Source organism: Teredinibacter waterburyi, assembly GCF_001922985.1.
Lineage (GTDB): Bacteria > Pseudomonadota > Gammaproteobacteria > Pseudomonadales > Cellvibrionaceae > Teredinibacter > Teredinibacter waterburyi.
In genome coordinates this window covers 1-20032 of sequence record NZ_MRUH01000008.1, presented here as the reverse complement: position 1 = coordinate 20032, position 20032 = coordinate 1, and the positions used below count along the sequence as shown (strand labels likewise).

The following is a 20032-nucleotide window of genomic DNA, read 5'->3' as shown; positions in this document are numbered from 1 at the left end:
TGCAAATTTAGCGTCTACACTTAAGTTGTTTTCACAACATGAATGTAGCGTCCATGCACGAAGATCTCACAACCAACCAGATACAAAAAATACTTCAGGGCGTTTCCATACCTCCCCAGCCGCAAATAATGGTAGACCTGCAGATGGAGCAGCTCTCGCCGACTTGCAGTATTAACGAAATAGCCCGGCTCATCAGTCAGGATGTCGGACTCTCTGGCAGCATACTCAAAACCGTCAACTCGCCCTACTACAAACACAGCAACACCATCACCTCTATTACTCAGGCGGTAAGCCTGATGGGGGTAAACTCCGTGGTCAATATGGTGAACGCCCTATCTATTCGAGGTGCGCTATCGGACGACGACATTATCGCCCTCGGAAGCTTTTGGGATACAGCGATGGACATTGCTACCGCCGCGGCCATCATCGCCAAACGATTGGGCATACCCAATCCAGAAGAAGCCTATACGCTCGGGCTCTTCCACAACTGTGGCATCCCACTAATGATGCAACGCTTCCCAAACTATTGGGAGATTATGCGCGAGTCCTACGCTCAACAATCAAAAGCGATCACCGAAGTAGAAAACATCCACTTACACACCAACCACGCCGTGGTCGGCTATTACGTTAGCAAGTCGTGGAACTTACCTAGCTACCTCTGCCAAGCAATACACGACCATCATCGCGTCGACGCCGCTTTTGCCGACGATAGAAGCGACACACGAAAGAAAACATTACTCGCAGTTCTAAAAATCGCCGAACATATTGGCGGCATATATCGATCACTTGGTAAAGAAGATGTCGACTACGAATGGGAACGCATATCGGAAACGGTATTAATCTATACCGGCTTAAGCCGGTACGAATTTGCGAACCTCAACGATGAAATTACCGAAATGGGATTAGGTGTAAACAATTAACTCCGCAACCCTTACTTTTTTTCATGTTCTAAATCAAAAAAAGCCGTTCAACTACACACCTCAAATTTGCATATCTGAATCCTTGACTATACTCCAACCGATTAGGCTGCAAACCCGCCAATACTTTAGAGGAATTACTAAAATTAATTGCCACGGCGCGCAACCTCCTACTAGGTCAAATTTAAAATTAGATTCGGAGATGCTAGATGAGCATAAAGAAATATCTTACAGCTACGACACTCGGTGCCGTACTGATTTCCAGTCCGGCTTTCGCAGCCGACATAAAACTTAGCGGTTTTCTTTCTGCTGGTGTAGGCAAAACGCTGGACGACGATACCACTTTCAGCGTCGACCCGATCACGGGTGCAACCTATAACAACGACGATATTCTGTTTGCGCCAGAGTCGATGGTAGCGCTACAGGCACAGTCCACCATAACAGATCAAATGCGCGCCACAGTACAGGTTGTCGCGAAAGGCGCCAACGATTACAACGCCAATGTCGAGCTTGCCTTCTTAAGCTATGAGCTCACCGATAATCTCACCGTAAATGCCGGTCGATTCCGCTTACCGTTATATTTCTATTCCGACTACCTAGACGTAGGTTATGCCTACCATTGGATTCGTCCACCCGGCGATGTTTACAGCATTCCTCAGTCGGCTATTGACGGTGTAAACCTGCGCCACTCAAGCTACCTCGGGAATAGCGACGTCGAAATTGAAACGATTGCTTGGTACGGCGCAAGTGATATTCCTTTCGGCGAAGACACCACCCTAGAAGTACGAGATGACTGGGGTATAGCACCGACACTGACATGGGACTGGCTAAAGGTAAGACTGCTACACAATAGTTTGCAGGTTGGTGATTTTGGTTCAGCAACATACCAAGCGCTAGCTTTTATGGCCGATTACAACGACTTTATTTGGCGCAGTGAAATATCCGTGCTCGATAGCGGCGGCAGCGAAACACTCTCGTGGTATGGGTCACTCGGTTATCAAGTTGGTAATTTCACGCCACATATCACTCTTAGTAATAGCAACCCAGACGAAAGCGATGATTTTAATACTTTTGATCCCGCCACCTTCCAAGCAACTGGCCTACTCGATACCGAAGCAAATTCCACCACCGTTGGCGTACGCTGGGACTTCCATCCTTCGTCCGCACTAAAACTGGAATATACAACGCGTACCGATGAAAGCATTTCAACCGTCAAGGCGACTAACGTAGCCACCACGGTCGAAAATGACGTGTCTGTAATATCCGTTTCTTTAGACATTATCTTTTAAGGAGGACGACCAATGAAAAAATTTCTATTACCGTCACTCGCCCTCTGTTTTTTTCTCGGCAGCAGCATCGCCAGCTACGCCGAGCAGGTCGTTATTGTTCACCCAAGTAACACCTCAGGCATTAGCGCAACGGACATTCAACGCCTTTACCTAGCGAAGCTTAAAAAGTTCTCAAACGGAAGCGCCGCCGATGCAGTTAATCAAGAAGAAGGTAGCGCTATTCGAATTAACTTCGACTCCACGGTAGTGGGTAAAAACGAAGCGCAGATGAAATCCTACTGGGCGAAGTTAGTTTTTACGGGTAAAGAAGTACCCTTAAAACAAGCTGGTAGCGATCAAGAAGTTATCGACCTTGTATCAAGCAACCCAAGTAATATTGGTTACATCGACGCAAGTAACGTTACCGACGCTGTAAAAGTCGTTCACACCTTCTAGCCTTTTCTTGCCAGTTCATACAGCGCTTCGGTTTTTGTATTAACTACTCTTCACCTCTCCCTTGGGCTAATCAAAGTCCAAGGGGTTTCATCCCCAAGACTCTAATATCGTTAAACTTTTTGTCCTGTCCAATGCTACTACCGTGCGGTTCAAATCCATTAGTTAGCTAGTAACGTCTATCAACAAGCCTTCCTCGCGCTATATATTTGACATAGATCTACAAACGGTACCAATCGATATTTGCCGTTGGATTGCAAAACACCAATTACGCTCTAAACTTGATTAAGAAATACTCATTACAGTCGATAGATATCGTTACCCATATAATTTTCTGCCCTTGGGGCCACCGAAAATTTTCTACGCCCTGCCTTAGGAGTTCAATTTGAACCTTTTACGAAATATTTCGATAAGAAAGAAAATTCTACTAATACCTATTTTCGGTGCTTTTGGATTCTTTTCCTATCTGGCTATAAGCGTCCACTTCCTTAATAACACAACCGAATTACTAGTAGACGCTCGAACCAAACAGGTTCCCCTGCTTCGGCTGGCGGATCATAACTTGATAAGAGTAGAAAAAATTCAGGAAACGCTCGCTTATGCCGTTACATCGGCCGAACAAGAGGTGCTTTCTAGCGCGAACAAACTGGCTCAAGAATTTCGCAAAGACATATCCAAAGCAAAGGAAATCGACCCTGCATTAGATAGTGAATTGAACAATATTTTAAGTGAGTTCGAAACCTATTATTCACAGTCCTATAACTTATCGTCGGGTATGGTTAACGATACCATCGATTTCTCGACCGTTGGCGCAAGCAGTACCAGAATGAAGCAAGCGCTAGAAATACTTCAGGAGAGCCTAAATAGTTTTCAATCCACCCGCAGTCAACGCTTCGACTCCGCTTTCGATCAAACCACCGAAAATGCAGAAAAACTAACCTCTCTGGGAATTGCCGTAGGGACGGCAACCGTAGCATTACTATTTTTTGTCGCCATTCCCATTAGCAGCATGATTAAAAATAGCATTGACGAAGTGATAGCAACGCTTAAGAACATAGCAGAAGACAACGGCGACCTTACGCTTCGGCTTAAGAGCAACAACAAAGACGAAATCGGCGAATTGGTTTTGTGGTTCAATACCTTCACCGAAAAATTGCAGCAAGTCATTTTACAAATTGTTGAAACAGCTCCACCTTTGGCGTCGTTAGCAACCGACGTTAACTCACTTTCCAGCGCTATCACACAAACACTTGGCGACCAAAATAGAAGCGTCGCCGAATCTAAAAATAACGTCGAAATGATGAGCACCAGCGTTAGCTCGATTGCCATGAACGCATCTGAAGCCGCAAATGCGGCACGCATCGCCGATGAAGAAGCCGGTAAAGGCCAAATTATCGTCGTCAATACAGTTAAAGGTATCCAAGCACTTTCAACCAGTATTGCTCAAGCCTCCGATGCTATTGCCAAGCTAGAACACGATACCGCTAGCGTTAACCTTGTGCTCGATGTTATCAAAGGCATCGCAGAACAAACCAACTTACTCGCCCTTAACGCGGCGATCGAAGCCGCTCGTGCTGGCGAGCAAGGTAGAGGCTTTGCGGTAGTTGCAGACGAAGTTCGCGGGCTTGCATCAAGAACCCAGGAATCCACCGCAGAAATAAACACCATACTTGCGCAGCTGCAGTCCGCAGCCCAAGCCGCCGTGCACACCATGGGCGAAAGTACCAACGCCGTCGAACAGTCAGTACAAGAAGCGAATCAAGCGGGGCAAAGTCTACAAACCATTACCGATACAGTGAACACTATTAGCGCTATGAACGAGCAAATCGCCAGCGCTACAGAAGAGCAACAAAGTATTTCCAACGAAATGGTGCAAGAAGCCGAGCGAATTCACGAACAAACCGTTAGCACATCTAAATCTGCATCGCAGCTCAGCGGTGTGAGTGAGCGGTTAAATTCCCTCGCCACAAACCTAGAACATATCACTCGACAATTTAAGGTTTAATCGAAAGCCATTATTTATACAAAAGCTATCTAACTAAGTAGTGGCATTTTCAAGGAATCAGAACCATGAACAAGACTAGAGGAAATTCCGCCGTTTATAGTGCAGTAACCATCGCAATGTTATTGCATGCACCACATGCTTTAGCTGATATTAATCTCAGCGGCTTCGCATCCATGACTGGCGGCAAGCTCATATCAAGCGATAGCACTTTAGATGGCTACGATGACGACTTTTTATTTGAAGAAAATTCCTTTCTCGGTATTCAAGCCAATGCAGATTTAAGTAATGGCCTTAGTGCCGTTGCACAGATGGTTACTCGCGGTAAAGACAACTGGAATACAAAATTGGAATGGGCTTACCTCGGCTACGAGGTAAATGACAATATTAAAATAATTGCCGGCCGCCAGCGCATGCCCTTTTACAGCTATTCCGACTACGTTGATGTGAGTTACGCGTTTCACTGGATTACGCCACCGGAAGCAACCTATAGTGTCCCATTTAATTCCGGCACTGGTTTAGGCGTATTGATTAATAACAACTTCGGCGCAACCGACTCTAACTTGCACATCGTTGTTGGTCGCAATACCGAGCCGCTGGAAATTCAAGGTAGCTCTTACAACACCAACATCAGCAATATGGTTAGCGCAGCCTGGACACTTAATTACGATTGGCTAACTTTTCGAGCTGGCTACTCGCAAGCCGACATTGAAATTGATCTATATGATTTACAGCCCTTGGCGGATGGCTGGGCCTTAGCCGGAGCTGGCTTTAGCCAAGCGACCAACAACCCCAGTTTTGCAACGGAGTGGGCAGGCTTTTCCCAATATATTTTAGCGAACGACGGAGATGAAAAAGGCACCTTTGGCGGCCTAGGCTTAACCATTGACTACAATGATTATCTTTTCGTTACCGAGCACACCAGCCTTACTACCGAGGGTTCAATTACCCAGGACGAAGCGACCGGCTACTACCTAAGCTTCGGCAAACGCCTTGGCAGCTTCACACCGCACTTCACTTACGGCGCCCAGGAAGTAACACCTTCCTCGTCAAGCTTTCTCGATACAGTTCCGCGCGGCGTCTCGGATCAAATAGATGGTTTAATTGCCACCACCCAAGCGATTTTCGGCGAGCCAGCTCGCGACAACACCTATTATATTCTGGGGCTCCGCTGGGATTTCCACAATGCTGCGGCGCTTAAGCTCGAGTATAAATCTCAAAACGAAAAATTGCCGGTTGATAACACCAATAATCTTCTACGCTTTGCCATCGTAACGGTGTTTTAAAAAGAGATTTGAAAAAGGTTACAAAAGGAGTTTTTACATTCTATCTAACCAACAATTTAAAAAATTCATAACCACAAAAAAGCCCAGCTAAATGCTGGGCTTTTTTGTGGTTGCACAGAAGAATTTACTCTTCTTCAATTGCAGCTTTATAGTCTTCAGCCGACAGCGCCGCTTCTAACTCAGACAAATCGGAAGGCTTAACCTTAAAAAACCAGCCGTCATCAAACGGGGAGGAATTCACCGTTTCCGGCTCGTCTTCCAATAACTGATTTACCGCGATAACTTCACCGGTCACCGGCGAGAAGATATCCGATGCTGCCTTAACCGATTCGACTACACCGGTTTCTTCGCCGACGTTCACAGTAGAGCCTACTTCTGGGGTCTCAACAAAGACCACATCGCCCAAAGCTTCCTGAGCGTGATCGGTAATACCAATAGTAACCGTGCCATCTGTTTCTAAGCGCGCCCACTCGTGGCTAGTAAGGTATTTAAGTTCAGGTCGGATTTCGCTCATCTTGGCTTCCTTCAGGATTCAGTTAATCTGTTACCCAGCACTACCCGCTGGAAAGTTTAAATTCAATTGGCGGCTATTTTAAAACACTTTTTGACCATTGCGCACGAAACACGGCTTAACTAAGGCAACCGGCAGCAATTTATTTCGCACCTGTACACACACTTCTCCACTAAAACTAACCGGAACTCGCGCCAAAGCAATCGAATAGCCCAGTGTTGGCGAAAAGGTACCGCTGGTTATCACCCCAGTTTCCAATGCGTCAGTGTCATTCGCACTAGCCTTCCCATTAGCTAAGGTTACCTGTTGGCCCTCGCGCAACACACCGCGCTCGGTAAGTACCAGCCCGACAAGCTTATGGCTTACACCAACGGCCTTTTCGGCCTCTAAAACAGCACGACCAATAAAGTCACGATCTTCCGGATTCCAGGCTACCGTCCAACCCATATTCGCCACTAGCGGCGATGTTTGCTCATCCATCTCATGGCCGTACAGGTTCATTCCCGCTTCCAAACGCAACGTATCACGAGCACCCAAACCGCAGGGCGCAACACCCGCCGCTCGCAGCTCACGCCAAAAACCTTCGGCCTGCGCTTGGGGCAACATAATTTCGTAACCGTCCTCGCCGGTATAGCCTGTGCGCGCCACAAACCAATCGCTGCGCTCGGCTTTGTTTAGAAAAGCCCCCTGAAAAATGGCTAGCGATTCAATAGCCTCGGCATTCAGCAATTGATGAACCTTAGCTCTAGCGTTTGGCCCCTGCACCGCGATCATCGCCATCTCTGGGCGCTCACTTACCGTTACGGCATAGGCCTGAGCCTGCTTGTTGATCCACGCTAGGTCTTTTTCGCGAGTCGCGCAATTCACCACCAAACGATAGCCAAAAGCCATCTTGTAGACGATTAAATCATCAATCACACCGCCTTCAGTATTTAGCATTCCGCTATACAGCGCCTTGCCGTCGAGCTTTAACTTGTCCACGTCGTTGGCCAACAAATAACGCAAAAACACACGCGCACCGTTATTAGCCTCTCCATTAACTTCCCCCGCATCCGCGATATCGACAACCGTCATGTGAGACACATCGAACATGCCCGCGTCAGACCGCACCCAGTTGTGCTCCTCTATTTGCGAACCGTAATGAAGCGGCATATTCCAACCACCAAAATCGACCAGCTTGCCGCCCATTTCGCGGTGAACATTAACTAAAGCCGTTTCTTCTAACATGAGCAATTCCAACAAAATCAAAATGGATGATAATTTGCCGCGCATTGTACAAGGAATAAACCAGCGCGGCATTAGCTTAAGGGGTGGTGATAGAATGCCAGCCAATATTGAGGTTTACTCGGCCAGCCCACAAGCTAAGCACTAGCCGAACCCCGAACTTATTCGCAACACAAGACCAAACCCTATGCCCACCATTGCCAAACGACTCCTCAACTGGTTCGACCAACACGGCCGTAAAAACCTGCCCTGGCAGCAGCCGATCGAGCCCTACCGTGTATGGCTCTCGGAGATAATGTTGCAACAAACCCAAGTCGACACCGTAATCCCCTACTTCAATCTGTTTTTAGAACAGCTACCAACACTGGCAAGCTTAGCCAAAGCCCCGCAAGACCAAGTGCTACACCTATGGACAGGCCTCGGCTACTACGCCCGCGCCCGCAACCTGCACAAATGCGCGCAAATTGTTATGGAACAACACAATGGCCAGATGCCCAGCGACCCTGAACAGCTTGAAGCACTACCCGGCATTGGCCGCTCCACCGCCGCCGCCATAGCCAGTATCGCCTTCGGCAAAGACAGCGCCATTCTCGACGGCAATGTAAAGCGCGTGCTAGCTCGCCATCACGCCGTAGAAGGCTGGCCCGGCAAACCAGCGGTAGTAAGCCAATTGTGGCTACACGCCGAACACCATATGCCCAGCAAGCGCTGCGGCGACTACAGCCAAGCCATAATGGACCTAGGCGCCACACTCTGCAGTCGCAGCAAGCCTAAATGCGATATTTGCCCGCTGCAGTCCAGTTGCCTAGCCCATAAACAAGGCAACCCCCAAGACTACCCAGGCAAAAAACCCCGCAAAGTGCTGCCGGTAAAAACCGTACAAATGCTGCTAATTCAAAACCTAGACGGCCACATACTGTTACAACAGCGACCGCCAAGCGGTATTTGGGGCGGCCTCTGGAGCCTGCCGGAATTCCCGCCCGAAGACGACGCCTGCCAGCAAACAGAAGCCCTTACCGGCGTAGTAAGCACTCACACCGAACTGCCACCCGTGCGACATACCTTTAGCCACTACCACCTAGACATTCAACCGCAGCTACTACAGCTGAGCGCAAATATCACAAAAGCCCAGCAAGTGATGGAGACCGCCCCGCAGCTTTGGTATAACCTGCAGCAACCACAAGAGCTGGGCCTAGCAGCCCCCGTAAAAAAATTGCTCAACCAGCTCGCCAGCGCCAAGCCCTAGCGCGCCGCCAGCAAAACCACAGGAACCCACATGACCCGCACCGTAATTTGCCGCAAATACAAACAAGAACTCGAAGGCCTAGTAACGCCACCACTACCCGGCCCCAAAGGTCTAGCCCTATATGAAGACGTATCCCAAAAAGCGTGGAAGGCATGGCTAGAACACCAAACCATGCTGATAAACGAAAAACAGCTAAGCCTGATGGACATGACCGCCCGCGCCTACCTTAACGAACAGATGGACAAGTTCCTCTCTGGCGACGACTACGACCAAGCCGACGGCTACGTAGCCCCAGCAGACAAGAGTTAGCCAAACAATTTGCGCTAGGCTATTGACTAAAACCGCGCGTGAAGGTTTAATACGCGCCTCTTTCGCTTAGAGCCTTAAAGCTCTGCAAAAGATGTTTGCCCGGATAGCTCAGTCGGTAGAGCAGGGGATTGAAAATCCCCGTGTCGGTGGTTCGATTCCGCCTCCGGGCACCACATTAAAAAAGCCCCGCATTGTAAAATGCGGGGCTTTTTTAATGTCTGGTGTTTGGTGGCGGATGAGAACCACCGATGTGGTTCGACCAATTGCCCAGCAATTGGCCACGAGCGCAACGCGCGAAGCCCGCAGGGGCGAAACAGCCCTTAGGCTGATTCGATGCTTCCGCAGTGCGCGCCAGGTCAAACATTGAGCAGAAGCCCAAGATCCAGCGCCGACGTCGGCCTGTGGATTCATCCATAATATGGCGCTATTGCCAAATTATGGTAAAAAACGTCCACTGCCAAAAATTGGTAAAACGAGGCTTTAAAAGTTGAAAAGCCCAGCAATGTAGAGTTGCTGGGCTTTTGTATTGCTTGAACTATAGTATCTGCTCACTTGATTAAGAGTCATGTCTTCGGTCACCTTGCGCGTAAATCGTTAATCACGCCCATATTCATTAGCAAGGTTTGAAGCACCGTAGGCTTGCCCTTGCCAATGAATATGGGTGGGATAGATTTATAGCAGCGCAAGGGGAGTGAAGACATGGCTGGCAGCAAACGGCCAACAGCGGTCATTCGCGCCGCCTAATTGTTGTCGGTAGGATCTCTCCAAAGCGGACATCTTGTCACCAAAATAAATCAACTCTGATCCAAACGATTTCGATTTTGTCCCTTTTTTTAAAAAGATGGAAAGGTAGAACAAGGTAATCAGGGCCTCTGCCTAGCCGCGGGCGATCTTCTATTCTAATAGAGGTATAAACTTTGAACTCAGGTTAACCGGCTTTGTTGTGGTGACGTGAAGATTGTAGGCAGTTAGATCAGTTTTTTTATCAAAGAATTTATTGGTATTAAGTTCTTCAATTTTATATTTCTTTGAGATATTTTTAGCTTCCTGAATTAAAGATTCTGCTTTTTCCTTATCAAAATTATATATGGCTCTCGAATAAAAATATGACGCTAGTGCTAGTTGGCGTTGTTCTTTTTTTACCTTAAGTTTTGAAATTACTTTTTCGTAAAGCATAGACCCTTCGTCAACATACCCTGAAAGTATCAGATGTAGACCGGAGGTAGCATAAAGAATAGCTTTACTGTGTTCAGGGTTGATTTTTACTTTTTCATGAAGAGCTTTCATTAATGGAGTGGCTAACGAGACATCCCCCCTTAGCAGGTATGCCACAATCAGATTATTAAGCTCTAAGAAGCTCATGTCAGACAGGGGAACTCGTCCTTCAGATAAATTTATAACAAATTCAAAATCGTCGAGTGCAGCGAGGCACAAATAACCAGCAGAAACAATTGAGCGATCACTGAATGGCTGAAATGCATGAAGGTTGACCAGGTGGTCTCGACATTTTATGAACTCTTTATCTGTGTAGCTCTTTGTCACCTCGCCTTCGATAGTTTGCTGTAAACTGATCAAGTTATGACTAAAATCAACTCCGGCTTTTTTTTGGAGCCAGACACATTGTGATATGGTATTTTCTGAAGGGAAAACCAGAGAGTCATTAAGAGATTTTTTACCCTTTTTTAATGCTCCGTTCATGATCTCCAAAGTTCCGTAACCAGCAGCAAGCTCGCTAATTAGGTACGGCTGTCCCCTGTATTTTTCTATGAGGTATTTGATGTTTTTTACGTCTATTTTGTTATTTCCAATAAGTGCTTGAATAGATAATTTAGCTGAAGCAATAAGAGGGTTGTGGTTAGCCGATTTTATTGAGTTTAGATATTTTGCTGCAGCTTGTAGCTGATCAACGTGAACAAGAAAGCGAGATTTAGCTCTCACCATAAAAGGGTTCTCCGGGGCCAAATTGCAACCCGTATCTATGCACTTCTTTGCCTTTTCATTTTGACCTATTGACGTATAGTAAAATGCGAGATCCGCCCAGCTCAGTGCGTCATTCGGGTAGCTGCGTAACTTACTTTTTAATTTACTTATTACGCGATATATATCGCCCTTATGAGTAGAATACATTAAATCTTCATCAATATAATGTTGCTTCGGCGAGATTAACTCCCTCACTTCGTTAGTTATTTTTGTGTCATTATTTTGGAGGTAATTAACGACATTTTGGTAGTCTTGAGAATCTTGAGACTCTACGTGACGAAGCCTTACCAGTAGATCTATTGCTGACGAGACGGTTTTGCTTTCTTGCCATTCAGAAATTGAGTTGGATAGCCATTGTCTGTCTCTTTGGTTAATTGTTCGTGGGAGCGCGTCTACGTTGGAAAATTGCAACGAAAAAGATTTTCTAGATGTGTGCCATCTAGGAATTAAGTGTCGCTTATCTGAAACAACTTCAATCTTCATGGTCATAACCTGGCAATCTGGGCTTGAGTTGCAAGTGTATTAAATTTTCCTACGTAGCGTTCAAATGAAAGTCGCTGGGCTGTTCGTTTCGCACCTGGTGCTCCACGCTTTTCCTTATCTGGGTGGCACATCTCGAATACTACTGTTTTCAAGTTGACAGCAATTTTTTCACCGAAGTCTTTTTCACACTTTTTATGAAAACGGTCAATAATAGTATTGAAAGCGCTTATTAATATAGGTAAGGCTTCAATATATGACATCGAAAAAACATGTGGCGTTAGTAGTCTAGCCTCTTCCATCATCTTTGCTGGCATTTGAATTCCTGTTACCAACTGATAAGCAAGGCTTCCAACCATATAAATATCGGTATGGTATCTATCGATAAAATCATTGCCATGCACGCCAAAATTCCCTTCAATCGGTTCGTATCGTGGATCGCCTGTAAACTGCGCACCAAGAAAAGGAGACCTCCCGCCTTCATCTGTTACTCTCCCAAGGTCTGAAAGTTTTGACTCTTCAGAGAAGCATAGTACGTTAGACGGTTTTATGTCTTGATGCGCAATACGGGCCCTTTGCAGTTGAGCTGCTCCTACCGACACATGGTGTATCGCTTTAAAGGCGTTCCGCCATTTCTTGTGGTTTAGGTTATTGAGAAATTCTTGTCTCAAATCTCCATCGGCCTTTTCAAATATTAGGTAGTAAACCGTGCCGTTTTGGAAGTTAGGAACCGTTAATTCTCCAGCATCTAACGCCAAGACAACTTTGGACATGCGCAGCGCTTTGCAGTGCTCTAAGATGTCTCGCTCAAAAATGTACTCAGTAATTAAAGATTGGATAGCCTCAGGGCCCTGCCCTAAGGCCCGAGATATATCCATTGCTTTAAGGAACCCCACCTTTCCTTCCGGTGATTCTGCTAGCCACCTAGTACAGAAATTACCCCCTGAGACCATTTTGTGGTCCTGTAGATCCTTGGTCACGATCCAGCCAGACTTGGTGGTGAGACCTAACAAAGCTCTTGATGGCACAAAATTCACCTTTATTGAATTGGTTTTTTAATATCTATTTAATACTGGAGGCTACCGTCGCGATTTGAAAGGATGTTACTCCTGAATATTGCCTTTATTTTCCCACATTTTGACTACATCGTTCTGCTGATTGTGTCGAACTGTGTCATAAAGGTCATTAAGCTTATGAAAAAAACAATATTTTGCACTTAAATACACGTTCGAATCCCTTCCTCACCGCGATACAAAAAAGCCTAGATCAATAGGTTCAGAGTCGAATGGCACTAAGTTAAGGGATTTAGCATTGAAATTAGCTAGGGGATCAATTGGGTGTGGATTCATCCATAATATGGCGCAATCGCCAAATTATGGTAAAAAACGTTCACTGCCAAAATTTGGTAAAACGGAGCTATCTCTGCCCTCTCGAACACGCTAGGCTTTACATAAAACTGTCTAGCGACTTTTCAATAATTTTCACATCGTTCAAACCCGATGAACTCGACATTGACCGCTTTTATTTTGCTCTCCCAAAAGTTGAGCCAAACGCTTAAGTGCACCCTCTATTACTGGGCGTGAAAGGGTACCACTACCAATGTCGTAGTATTTTTTCATATCTAAATCCCTTTACCTGTTAGATAACAAACATAAAATTTCTCGCTACGAGAAAACCTCTTTTTCGAAAGCTTCACAATAATATTCATCTTCAAGTAGGCGATCACTCTGAAGCTTAACCACTTCGCTTACACCTTTAGTTGAATTAGCCCAAGGCGGCATATTAAGTACTTCGACGAGACGCTCAACAATACTGGCTTTGAGTGCCACCATTCGCGGTTCTGCATCCATAGGTTTTGGGGTTAGCTCGCACTCAAATTCATGTCTGTACCAATCCAGCACCAAGTCTGAAAATGCTATTTCATCCCCAGCAAGCAAGAGGTTAGCCATTTGATCTAGCTATACGTCATTGGCGTACAGTAGCGAGCCGGAGCAAAACTGGAATATAAGGTTTGGCATGATTCACGAAATACCCACCCCACATAATCCCCAACCGACTTTGCCTATCACTTAGGCTATTTATTTTATGCTCACGAGTTGGATTTGCCCCTAGTAGAGAGCAACCACAGAATGTAATAGTCATTTTCACCATAAGATAACGTATTTAAGCTAATATAGGAGGGCTAACAATAATTCGAGGTCTCCCATGACACCTATAACCCAAGCCCCCCTGCGCGCTTTTTTCCTACGACTTCTGCCCTTAGCACTGCTTCCGTTTGCGGGTGTTGCCGCGGCGGCGGATATAAAGCTTAACGAGAAAGAGATTTTTGCAGCACCCGGCGCGGAAGTGTTGGTGTTTAGCAATTGGTACGACGGCCTGTTCAGTGACGCCAAAATCAGCGGTGTTGAGATTATTCACCACGGCGAGCGCACCGCAACAAATGGCGATGTTCGCCTCTATGCAACGCCTGAACAATGGGACAGCATCCCCGAGTTTATTAGGCGCGAAGTCGACCTCGACAAGGGTGTGATTGAGGCTTTTCTAAAATATTCCAACCACGATTTTGAGTTCTCTATTCGCGCTGAGAGTAAGGGCGAAAACCTGCTTATCTCCGTTAACCTGCCAAAACCTCTGCCAAAAGCGCTAGAGGGCAAGGCCGGGTTTAACCTTGAGTTTTTGCCTTCGGTGTATTTTGAAAAAGCCTTTTTGATGGATGGCACGGCTGGTAGCTTCCCGCTTTACCCTGGTGGCCCTAAAGAGCAAAACGATGTTGTGGCACCGCTGCCGTTAGCGGTGGGCAAACACCTTGTGTTGGCGCCAGAAGATGACGAACAACGTATTGCGATTAGCTCTAAAGCGGAGATTAGCCTGTACGACGGTCGTAACAAGGCGCAAAACGGCTGGTTTGTTGCACGTAGCCTGCTGCCGGCCAATAAGCGCGGCAAAGTTTTGGAGTGGCAGTTAGAGGTAAATTCCACCCCAGGCTGGCTTCGCGAACCGGTTATTGGCCACTCTCAAGTGGGCTACCACCCAAGCCAAACTAAGGTGGCGGTTATTGAGTTGGACGGCGCCGATAAAGCCCTTGGCAAAGCCCGCCTGCTAAATATTGGCAACAGTGGCAAGCCGAAAGTTGTACTGGAGCAAACCGTAAAAGCCTGGGGCAAGTACAAACGCTATAACTACCTGGAGTTCGACTTTAGTGAGGTGAAAAAGCCCGGCCTTTACCAAATAGAATATCGCGGTCAGCGCACGGCTAGCTTTCCGATTGGCAAAGACGTTTACGCCAAGGCGTGGCAGCCAACTTTGGATGTGTTCTTCCCGGTACAAATGGATCATGTGTTAGTCAATGAAGCCTACCGTGTTTGGCATGGCGCTTCGCACCTAGACGATGCGCTGCAAGCGCCGGTTAACCACGAACATTTTGACCTCTACGCGCAAGGCCCCACTACCGATACCCAGTACCAGCCGGGCGAACATATTCCAGGCCTTGATATTGGCGGTTGGTACGACGCTGGCGACTTTGATATTCGAACCCAAACCCAATACGGCACGGTACTGGGTTTGGTAAGTACTTGGGAGACATTCAAGCTCAACCGCGACACCACATTAGTCGATTACGACGCGCGCTATGTGGACATTCACGTGCCGGACGGTAAAAACGATCTGTTGCAGCAAATTGAGCATGGCAGCTTGGCACTGGTTGCTCAGTTTCGTGCGGTGGGCCATGCCATTCACGGCATTATCGTTCCCGATATTTCGCAGTACACCCATCTTGGTGATGGCCTGACCATGACCGACAACTTAATTTACAACGCCAAGTTAGGCGTAAACCAAAGTAACGGTTTTGAAAGCGGCAAGTTCGACGATCGCTGGGCCTTTACCAGCGAAAGTTCGGCGCTAAATTACGGTTCTATTGCCGCGCTTACGGCGGCCAGCCGCGCGTTAAAAGGCTACAACGATACACTCGCCAAAGAGTGCGCAGACGTCGCACTAAAAGCCTGGAATAAAGAGCAAGGCCGTGCGCCGCTACTTTATCGACACGGCAATACCACCGGAGGCCCGCTACATGCTGAGAAGCTAAAAGCAGCGGTTGAGTTGTTGGTGTCGAGTAACGGGAATGAAGAATACAAGCAGGTAATAACGGCACTACTGCCAGAGTTAGATGCGGAATTTATTTATCACGCACCCTATTTGTTGCAGGCCATGCCCTATATGGATAGTGACTACAAAAACAAAATGCGCGCGCTGGCCCAACAACACAGTAAAACCTTGGCGAGCTATGCGCAGCAAAATCCATACGGCGTAGAAATTACTGAAGGCGGCTGGGCGGGTAACGGCACTATTATTCGCTTGGGTATTGTTAATTATTTATTACACAAAAACTTCCCCGATATTATTAGCCGTGAGCAAGCCTTTAAGTCGCTGAATTATTTATACGGCACACATCCTGACTCTAATATTTCGTTTGTTTCGGCTGTTGGCACTCGCTCCAAGCGTGTGGCATACGGCAGCAACCGTGCAGATTTTTCGTTTATTGCGGGTGGAATTGTTCCTGGCGTTTTAATCCTTAAACCCGACTACCCAGAAAACAAAGAAGACTGGCCCTTTTTCTGGGGCGAGAATGAATACGTGGTAAATCTTGGCGCAGCGTATATTTATTTAGTTAACGCGGTGGAAAGTCTTTTGAATGATAAGACGGAATGATTTAGATGTATCCGCCAAGTATTTACATTTTTTAATGCCACCTGAAAGAGGTTTATTATCAGGATTAAAAAACTGAAACCACCGTAAAAAAACTTACCTATAAATAATATAAGGGGCCTAAAAAGCCCCTGCATATCTTCGCAAAAAAATGACTACGGTTACATTTAAACAGCGAAAATACCACACCAAAAACAACCACTATATTTCTAAATAAAATACAAAAAACCGCTATTTTTAATGGTTAAAATTATAAAAAAGAATATTGGATCGAACGATTTAGACCGATTTATTTTTTTAGAATTTCCCGCAAGAAAAGCACCCTGAGAATGTGGTAGTTTGCGTACCCTTAACTCCGTCATTCCATTAACCGACCATAGGTTTCGATTCATATTTAACAGCGAGAAAAACGAATCTAAACCTATCCAACAATAATCAATAAGGGTACAGATGCTATGAAAAAATATTTACATAAACTGCTGCGGTGTATTGCAACGGTGGGGTTTTATCAATTATTTGCGCCGGCGGCCTTTGCGGCCTCGTTATCGCAAGTATCAAACTTTGGTAACAATCCATCCAATTTAGATATGCACTTATATGTTCCTGATAACGTGCAAAGCAATGCGCCATTACTCTTAGCCGTTCACTACTGCACCGGTACTGGCCCAGAATTTTTTCAAAACACCAGCTACAACAACTTAGCCGACACTTACGGTTTTATCGTTATCTACCCAACCGCAACGCGCAGCTCTAAGTGCTTTGATGTTTACTCTTCGTCAGCACTTACGCGCGATGGTGGTAGTGACCCGGTTGCGCTTATGTCGATGGTTAATTATGTGCAAAGTAACTACAACGTAGATGCTAACCGTATTTTTGTAACCGGCGTTTCTTCCGGCGCAATGATGACAAATGTGATGCTGGCACTTTACCCAGACGTATTTAGTGCTGGCGCGGCATTCGCAGGCGTACCCTATACCTGCTTCGCAACTACTGGCAGCTCTGAGTGGAGCGGTGAATGTGCGAACGGCAATATCACTAAAACTGCACAAGCCTGGGGTGACGCAGTACGCAATGCCAACCCGGGCTACGGCGGCGAACGCCCGCGCATACAGTTGTGGCACGGCACCAATGACGAAACACTGAACTACAACAATTTTAACGAGGCAATAAAACAGTGGACGAATGTTCACGGCTTATCACAAACGCCAACCTTTACCGATCAACCATCGGCAAATGCGACCCGCACTCGCTACGGCAGCAGCGGTGCAAATGCGCAGGTAGAGGCCATTAGTTTGCAAGGCGTGCCGCACAATTTACCGGTCGAAGAAGAGGAGGCGATTCGCTTTTTCAACCTAGACGACTCAACCCCGCCGTCTAGTTCCAGTTCGTCTTCCAGCTCATCCTCTAGCTCTTCGTCGAGTTCTTCGTCAGGTGCAGGCGCCAACGCTATTGTTGTTCGCATGAGCGGTGTTACTGGGGAAGAGAGCGTTACGCTTGAGATTGGCGGCGCGGCGATCCAGACCTGGACCTTGTCTACCAGCATGAGTAATTACTCGGTTAGTACGAATGCAACCGGCGAGCTTCGGGTTTCGTTCACCAACGACTCGGGCGATTTGGATGTGCAAGTAGACTACGTCAGTATTAACGGCGATGTACGCCAAGCAGAAGACCAACAGGATAATACCGGCGCTTGGGACGAGACCTGTGGCGGAGGCTCCTATTCAGAAATGCTGCACTGCAACGGTTCCATTGGTTTTGGCAATGTTACGGGTGGCAGCACTGTAACCCCCACGCCCAACCCTACTGTTACACCCACGGTTATTCCTACCTCAACACCGACTCCGGTGCCAACAGCGACGCCAACAGCCACACCAACCACACCGCCAGATCAGTGTGAGGAAGTGTGCTATTGGTGGAATGACGCCCCTCGCCCGCTTTGCCAGAACAATAGCGGCTGGGGATGGGAAAACAATCAAAGCTGTATCGGCCGAGAAACCTGTGAAAGCAGTTCTAATGGTGGTCAAGGTGTGGTGAGCAACTGCAGTAGTCCGACGCCGACTCAAGTTCCAACGCCTTCACCAACGCCTTCACCAACACCAGTGCCTAGCCCAACGCCCTCACTGGAACCAACTCCTACACCGCCGCCGGCTCCAACAGCGACACCCACCCCGGTGCCCACAGCAACACCAACGCCGATAGCTACCGCAACACCAACCCCAGTGCCATCGCCAACACCAACGCCGGTCGCTAACGGCCAAATGTGTGACTGGTACGGCTGGGAGCTACCGATTTGCCAGAACCAAAACTCCGGCTGGAGCTTCGAAAATGGCGTCAACTGCATCGGCATTAACAGCTGCGAAAATGTCGTTGGCGGAAACCCTTTACCGACTCCGACTCCAACACCCAATCCGACTCAGTCGCCTACTCCTACCCCCTCACCTACTCCCACCCCTACACAAACGCCAACGCCAGGCCCCATCGGCGGCTTTGAGCCGCTTACCGAAGAAGACACCGGCGCAAGTTGTTACGTGCCCGATACGGGTTCCTATGCCAGCCTACCGGCCATTTCTGAACTGCCGAACCCGTTCAAATCGATGGATGGAAGCAACGTATCTTCCCGATATGATTGGACCTGTCGACGCGCCGAAATAAAAGCCATGCACGAGCGTTGGATTTACGGCGAAAAACCAAGGTTTAACGGTTCGGTTTCCGGCAGTGTCAGTAACAACAGTATCTCGGTGAGCGTTACCGAGAACGGCAATACCGTTACCTACAGCGCCAGCGTTGATATGCCCAGCGGTACAGGGCCCTTCCCCGTTATGATCGGTGTCGGCGGTTCTAACCTGAACAACAATGGCCTAAAAAACAAAGGTGTGGCCGTGGTGAACTTCAACAATAGTGAAATCGGCGCTCACAACGGCAGCGGTTCTCGCGGTCAGGGTAAGTTTTACGATATTTACGGCAGCAACCATTCCGCGGGCTCTACCGTCGCTTGGGCATGGGGCGTTAGCCGTATTATCGACGTGCTAGAAAACACCTCTGGCCACAATCTTAACGCCAGTCGTATCGGCGTTACCGGTTGCTCACGTAACGGCAAAGGCGCAATCGTTGTCGGCGCAATGGATGAACGTATATCGCTCGTCATTCCGCAAGAGTCTGGCTCTGGCGGCACCGCCGCATGGCGTGTTTCCGACGCACAAAAAGCCGCCGGCACTAACGTTCAAACCGCTAGCCAAATTGTCGGCGAAAACCCATGGATGAGCTCCAGCCTTGAACAGTTCGCCAACAACGGCACCGTCACCAAGCTGCCCGTGGATAACCACGAACTGTTAGGTATGGTTGCACCGCGCGGACTACTCGTTTTAGAGAACAGCGATATGGAGTGGCTGGGCTGGGAAAGCACTTATACCTCGGCAGTGGCCTCTCGCGAGATTTATAAAGCACTTGGTATTGCCGACCATATGGGTGTTAACCAGATAGGCGGCTATGACCACTGCCAGTTCCCGTCGGGATCACAGCAGTACGTGGATGCATTTGTTGAGAAGTTTCTACTTGGGAACGATTCAGCCAATACCACGATTGTAAATTCCAGTAAGGTGAATGTTGATACCGCTCGCTGGATGCCGTGGAATACGCCCAACCTTCAATAGCATTA

15 protein-coding genes and 1 tRNA gene are annotated in these 20032 nt (G+C 47.5%); 10 read left to right on the top strand and 6 right to left on the bottom strand.

The features are described 5' to 3' along the window. Positions 1 to 53 precede the first annotated feature (53 nt). From IDZ20_RS00790 to IDZ20_RS00770, 5 genes are all read left to right on the top strand, one after another. Positions 54 to 920 (top strand): HDOD domain-containing protein, encoded by an 867-nt coding sequence (locus tag IDZ20_RS00790; protein ID WP_188149526.1) that lies wholly within the window; start codon positions 54 to 56, stop codon positions 918 to 920. A gap of 206 nt (positions 921 to 1126) precedes the next feature. After that, positions 1127 to 2206: a hypothetical protein gene (locus tag IDZ20_RS00785; RefSeq protein ID WP_188149525.1), complete on the top strand. Its 1080-nt coding sequence runs from the start codon at positions 1127 to 1129 to the stop codon at positions 2204 to 2206. A 12-nt stretch (positions 2207 to 2218) separates the two neighbouring features. After that, positions 2219 to 2641: a type 2 periplasmic-binding domain-containing protein gene (locus tag IDZ20_RS00780; protein WP_188149524.1), complete on the top strand. Its 423-nt coding sequence runs from the start codon at positions 2219 to 2221 to the stop codon at positions 2639 to 2641. Between the two features lie 559 nt (positions 2642 to 3200). Beyond that, positions 3201 to 4643 carry a methyl-accepting chemotaxis protein gene (locus tag IDZ20_RS00775; protein ID WP_245792035.1) on the top strand — a complete coding sequence of 481 codons (1443 nt, stop codon included), beginning with the start codon at positions 3201 to 3203 and terminating at the stop codon, positions 4641 to 4643. 65 nt (positions 4644 to 4708) lie between these two features. Further along, positions 4709 to 5926: a hypothetical protein gene (locus IDZ20_RS00770; RefSeq protein ID WP_188149522.1), complete on the top strand. Its 1218-nt coding sequence runs from the start codon at positions 4709 to 4711 to the stop codon at positions 5924 to 5926. A 124-nt stretch (positions 5927 to 6050) separates the two neighbouring features. Here IDZ20_RS00770 and gcvH read toward each other — a convergent pair whose 3' ends face one another. After that, positions 6051 to 6440 (bottom strand): glycine cleavage system protein GcvH, encoded by a 390-nt coding sequence (gene gcvH, locus IDZ20_RS00765; RefSeq protein ID WP_188149521.1) that lies wholly within the window; start codon positions 6438 to 6440, stop codon positions 6051 to 6053. 78 nt (positions 6441 to 6518) lie between these two features. Continuing rightward, the gene (gene gcvT, locus IDZ20_RS00760; RefSeq protein ID WP_188149520.1) at positions 6519 to 7664 is read right to left on the bottom strand and encodes a glycine cleavage system aminomethyltransferase GcvT; all 1146 of its coding nucleotides are present in this window, start codon (positions 7662 to 7664) and stop codon (positions 6519 to 6521) included. Positions 7665 to 7848: 184 nt separating this feature from the next. On the opposite strand from gcvT, the gene mutY reads away from it, so the two are divergent. From mutY to IDZ20_RS00745, 3 genes are all read left to right on the top strand, one after another. Then, complete coding sequence (gene mutY / locus IDZ20_RS00755) at positions 7849 to 8907, top strand: A/G-specific adenine glycosylase (RefSeq protein ID WP_188149519.1); 1059 nt, start codon at positions 7849 to 7851, stop codon at positions 8905 to 8907. A gap of 30 nt (positions 8908 to 8937) precedes the next feature. Continuing rightward, positions 8938 to 9216 carry an oxidative damage protection protein gene (locus IDZ20_RS00750; protein ID WP_188149518.1) on the top strand — a complete coding sequence of 93 codons (279 nt, stop codon included), beginning with the start codon at positions 8938 to 8940 and terminating at the stop codon, positions 9214 to 9216. A 97-nt stretch (positions 9217 to 9313) separates the two neighbouring features. Next, a tRNA-Phe gene (locus IDZ20_RS00745) sits at positions 9314 to 9389 on the top strand. A gap of 402 nt (positions 9390 to 9791) precedes the next feature. On the opposite strand, the gene IDZ20_RS00740 is transcribed toward IDZ20_RS00745, so the two are convergent. The 4 genes from IDZ20_RS00740 to IDZ20_RS00725 all read right to left on the bottom strand — a co-directional run bounded on the left by IDZ20_RS00740 (position 9792) and on the right by IDZ20_RS00725 (position 13625). Beyond that, positions 9792 to 9947, bottom strand: coding sequence for a hypothetical protein (locus IDZ20_RS00740; protein WP_188149517.1), 156 nt, complete (start codon positions 9945 to 9947; stop codon positions 9792 to 9794). A gap of 163 nt (positions 9948 to 10110) precedes the next feature. After that, positions 10111 to 11679, bottom strand: coding sequence for a tetratricopeptide repeat protein (locus IDZ20_RS00735; protein ID WP_188149516.1), 1569 nt, complete (start codon positions 11677 to 11679; stop codon positions 10111 to 10113). A gap of 2 nt (positions 11680 to 11681) precedes the next feature. Further along, positions 11682 to 12554, bottom strand: a complete 873-nt coding sequence (locus IDZ20_RS00730) for a protein kinase domain-containing protein (protein WP_188149515.1) — start codon at positions 12552 to 12554, stop codon at positions 11682 to 11684. Positions 12555 to 13340: 786 nt separating this feature from the next. Then, positions 13341 to 13625: a hypothetical protein gene (locus tag IDZ20_RS00725; RefSeq protein WP_188149514.1), complete on the bottom strand. Its 285-nt coding sequence runs from the start codon at positions 13623 to 13625 to the stop codon at positions 13341 to 13343. Positions 13626 to 13881: 256 nt separating this feature from the next. On the opposite strand from IDZ20_RS00725, the gene IDZ20_RS00720 reads away from it, so the two are divergent. Next, entirely contained in the window at positions 13882 to 16380 is a 2499-nt protein-coding gene (locus IDZ20_RS00720) for a glycoside hydrolase family 9 protein (protein ID WP_188149513.1), read from the top strand. A gap of 452 nt (positions 16381 to 16832) precedes the next feature. Continuing rightward, positions 16833 to 20027, top strand: a complete 3195-nt coding sequence (locus IDZ20_RS16260; protein ID WP_188149512.1) for an extracellular catalytic domain type 1 short-chain-length polyhydroxyalkanoate depolymerase — start codon at positions 16833 to 16835, stop codon at positions 20025 to 20027. Positions 20028 to 20032: the final 5 nt, after the last annotated feature.

Coding starts and splice junctions, on each gene's coding strand:
- IDZ20_RS00730 (WP_188149515.1), bottom strand. CDS start 12,554: ATGGATATATCTCGGGCCTTAGGGCAGGGCCCTGAGGCTATCCAATCT.
- IDZ20_RS00725 (WP_188149514.1), bottom strand. CDS start 13,625: ATGGCTAACCTCTTGCTTGCTGGGGATGAAATAGCATTTTCAGACTTG.
- IDZ20_RS00780 (WP_188149524.1), top strand. CDS start 2,219: ATGAAAAAATTTCTATTACCGTCACTCGCCCTCTGTTTTTTTCTCGGC.
- gcvT (WP_188149520.1), bottom strand. CDS start 7,664: ATGTTAGAAGAAACGGCTTTAGTTAATGTTCACCGCGAAATGGGCGGC.
- IDZ20_RS00785 (WP_188149525.1), top strand. CDS start 1,127: ATGAGCATAAAGAAATATCTTACAGCTACGACACTCGGTGCCGTACTG.
- gcvH (WP_188149521.1), bottom strand. CDS start 6,440: ATGAGCGAAATCCGACCTGAACTTAAATACCTTACTAGCCACGAGTGG.
- IDZ20_RS00740 (WP_188149517.1), bottom strand. CDS start 9,947: ATGACCGCTGTTGGCCGTTTGCTGCCAGCCATGTCTTCACTCCCCTTG.
- IDZ20_RS00790 (WP_188149526.1), top strand. CDS start 54: ATGCACGAAGATCTCACAACCAACCAGATACAAAAAATACTTCAGGGC.
- IDZ20_RS00750 (WP_188149518.1), top strand. CDS start 8,938: ATGACCCGCACCGTAATTTGCCGCAAATACAAACAAGAACTCGAAGGC.
- IDZ20_RS16260 (WP_188149512.1), top strand. CDS start 16,833: ATGAAAAAATATTTACATAAACTGCTGCGGTGTATTGCAACGGTGGGG.
- mutY (WP_188149519.1), top strand. CDS start 7,849: ATGCCCACCATTGCCAAACGACTCCTCAACTGGTTCGACCAACACGGC.
- IDZ20_RS00770 (WP_188149522.1), top strand. CDS start 4,709: ATGAACAAGACTAGAGGAAATTCCGCCGTTTATAGTGCAGTAACCATC.
- IDZ20_RS00720 (WP_188149513.1), top strand. CDS start 13,882: ATGACACCTATAACCCAAGCCCCCCTGCGCGCTTTTTTCCTACGACTT.
- IDZ20_RS00735 (WP_188149516.1), bottom strand. CDS start 11,679: ATGAAGATTGAAGTTGTTTCAGATAAGCGACACTTAATTCCTAGATGG.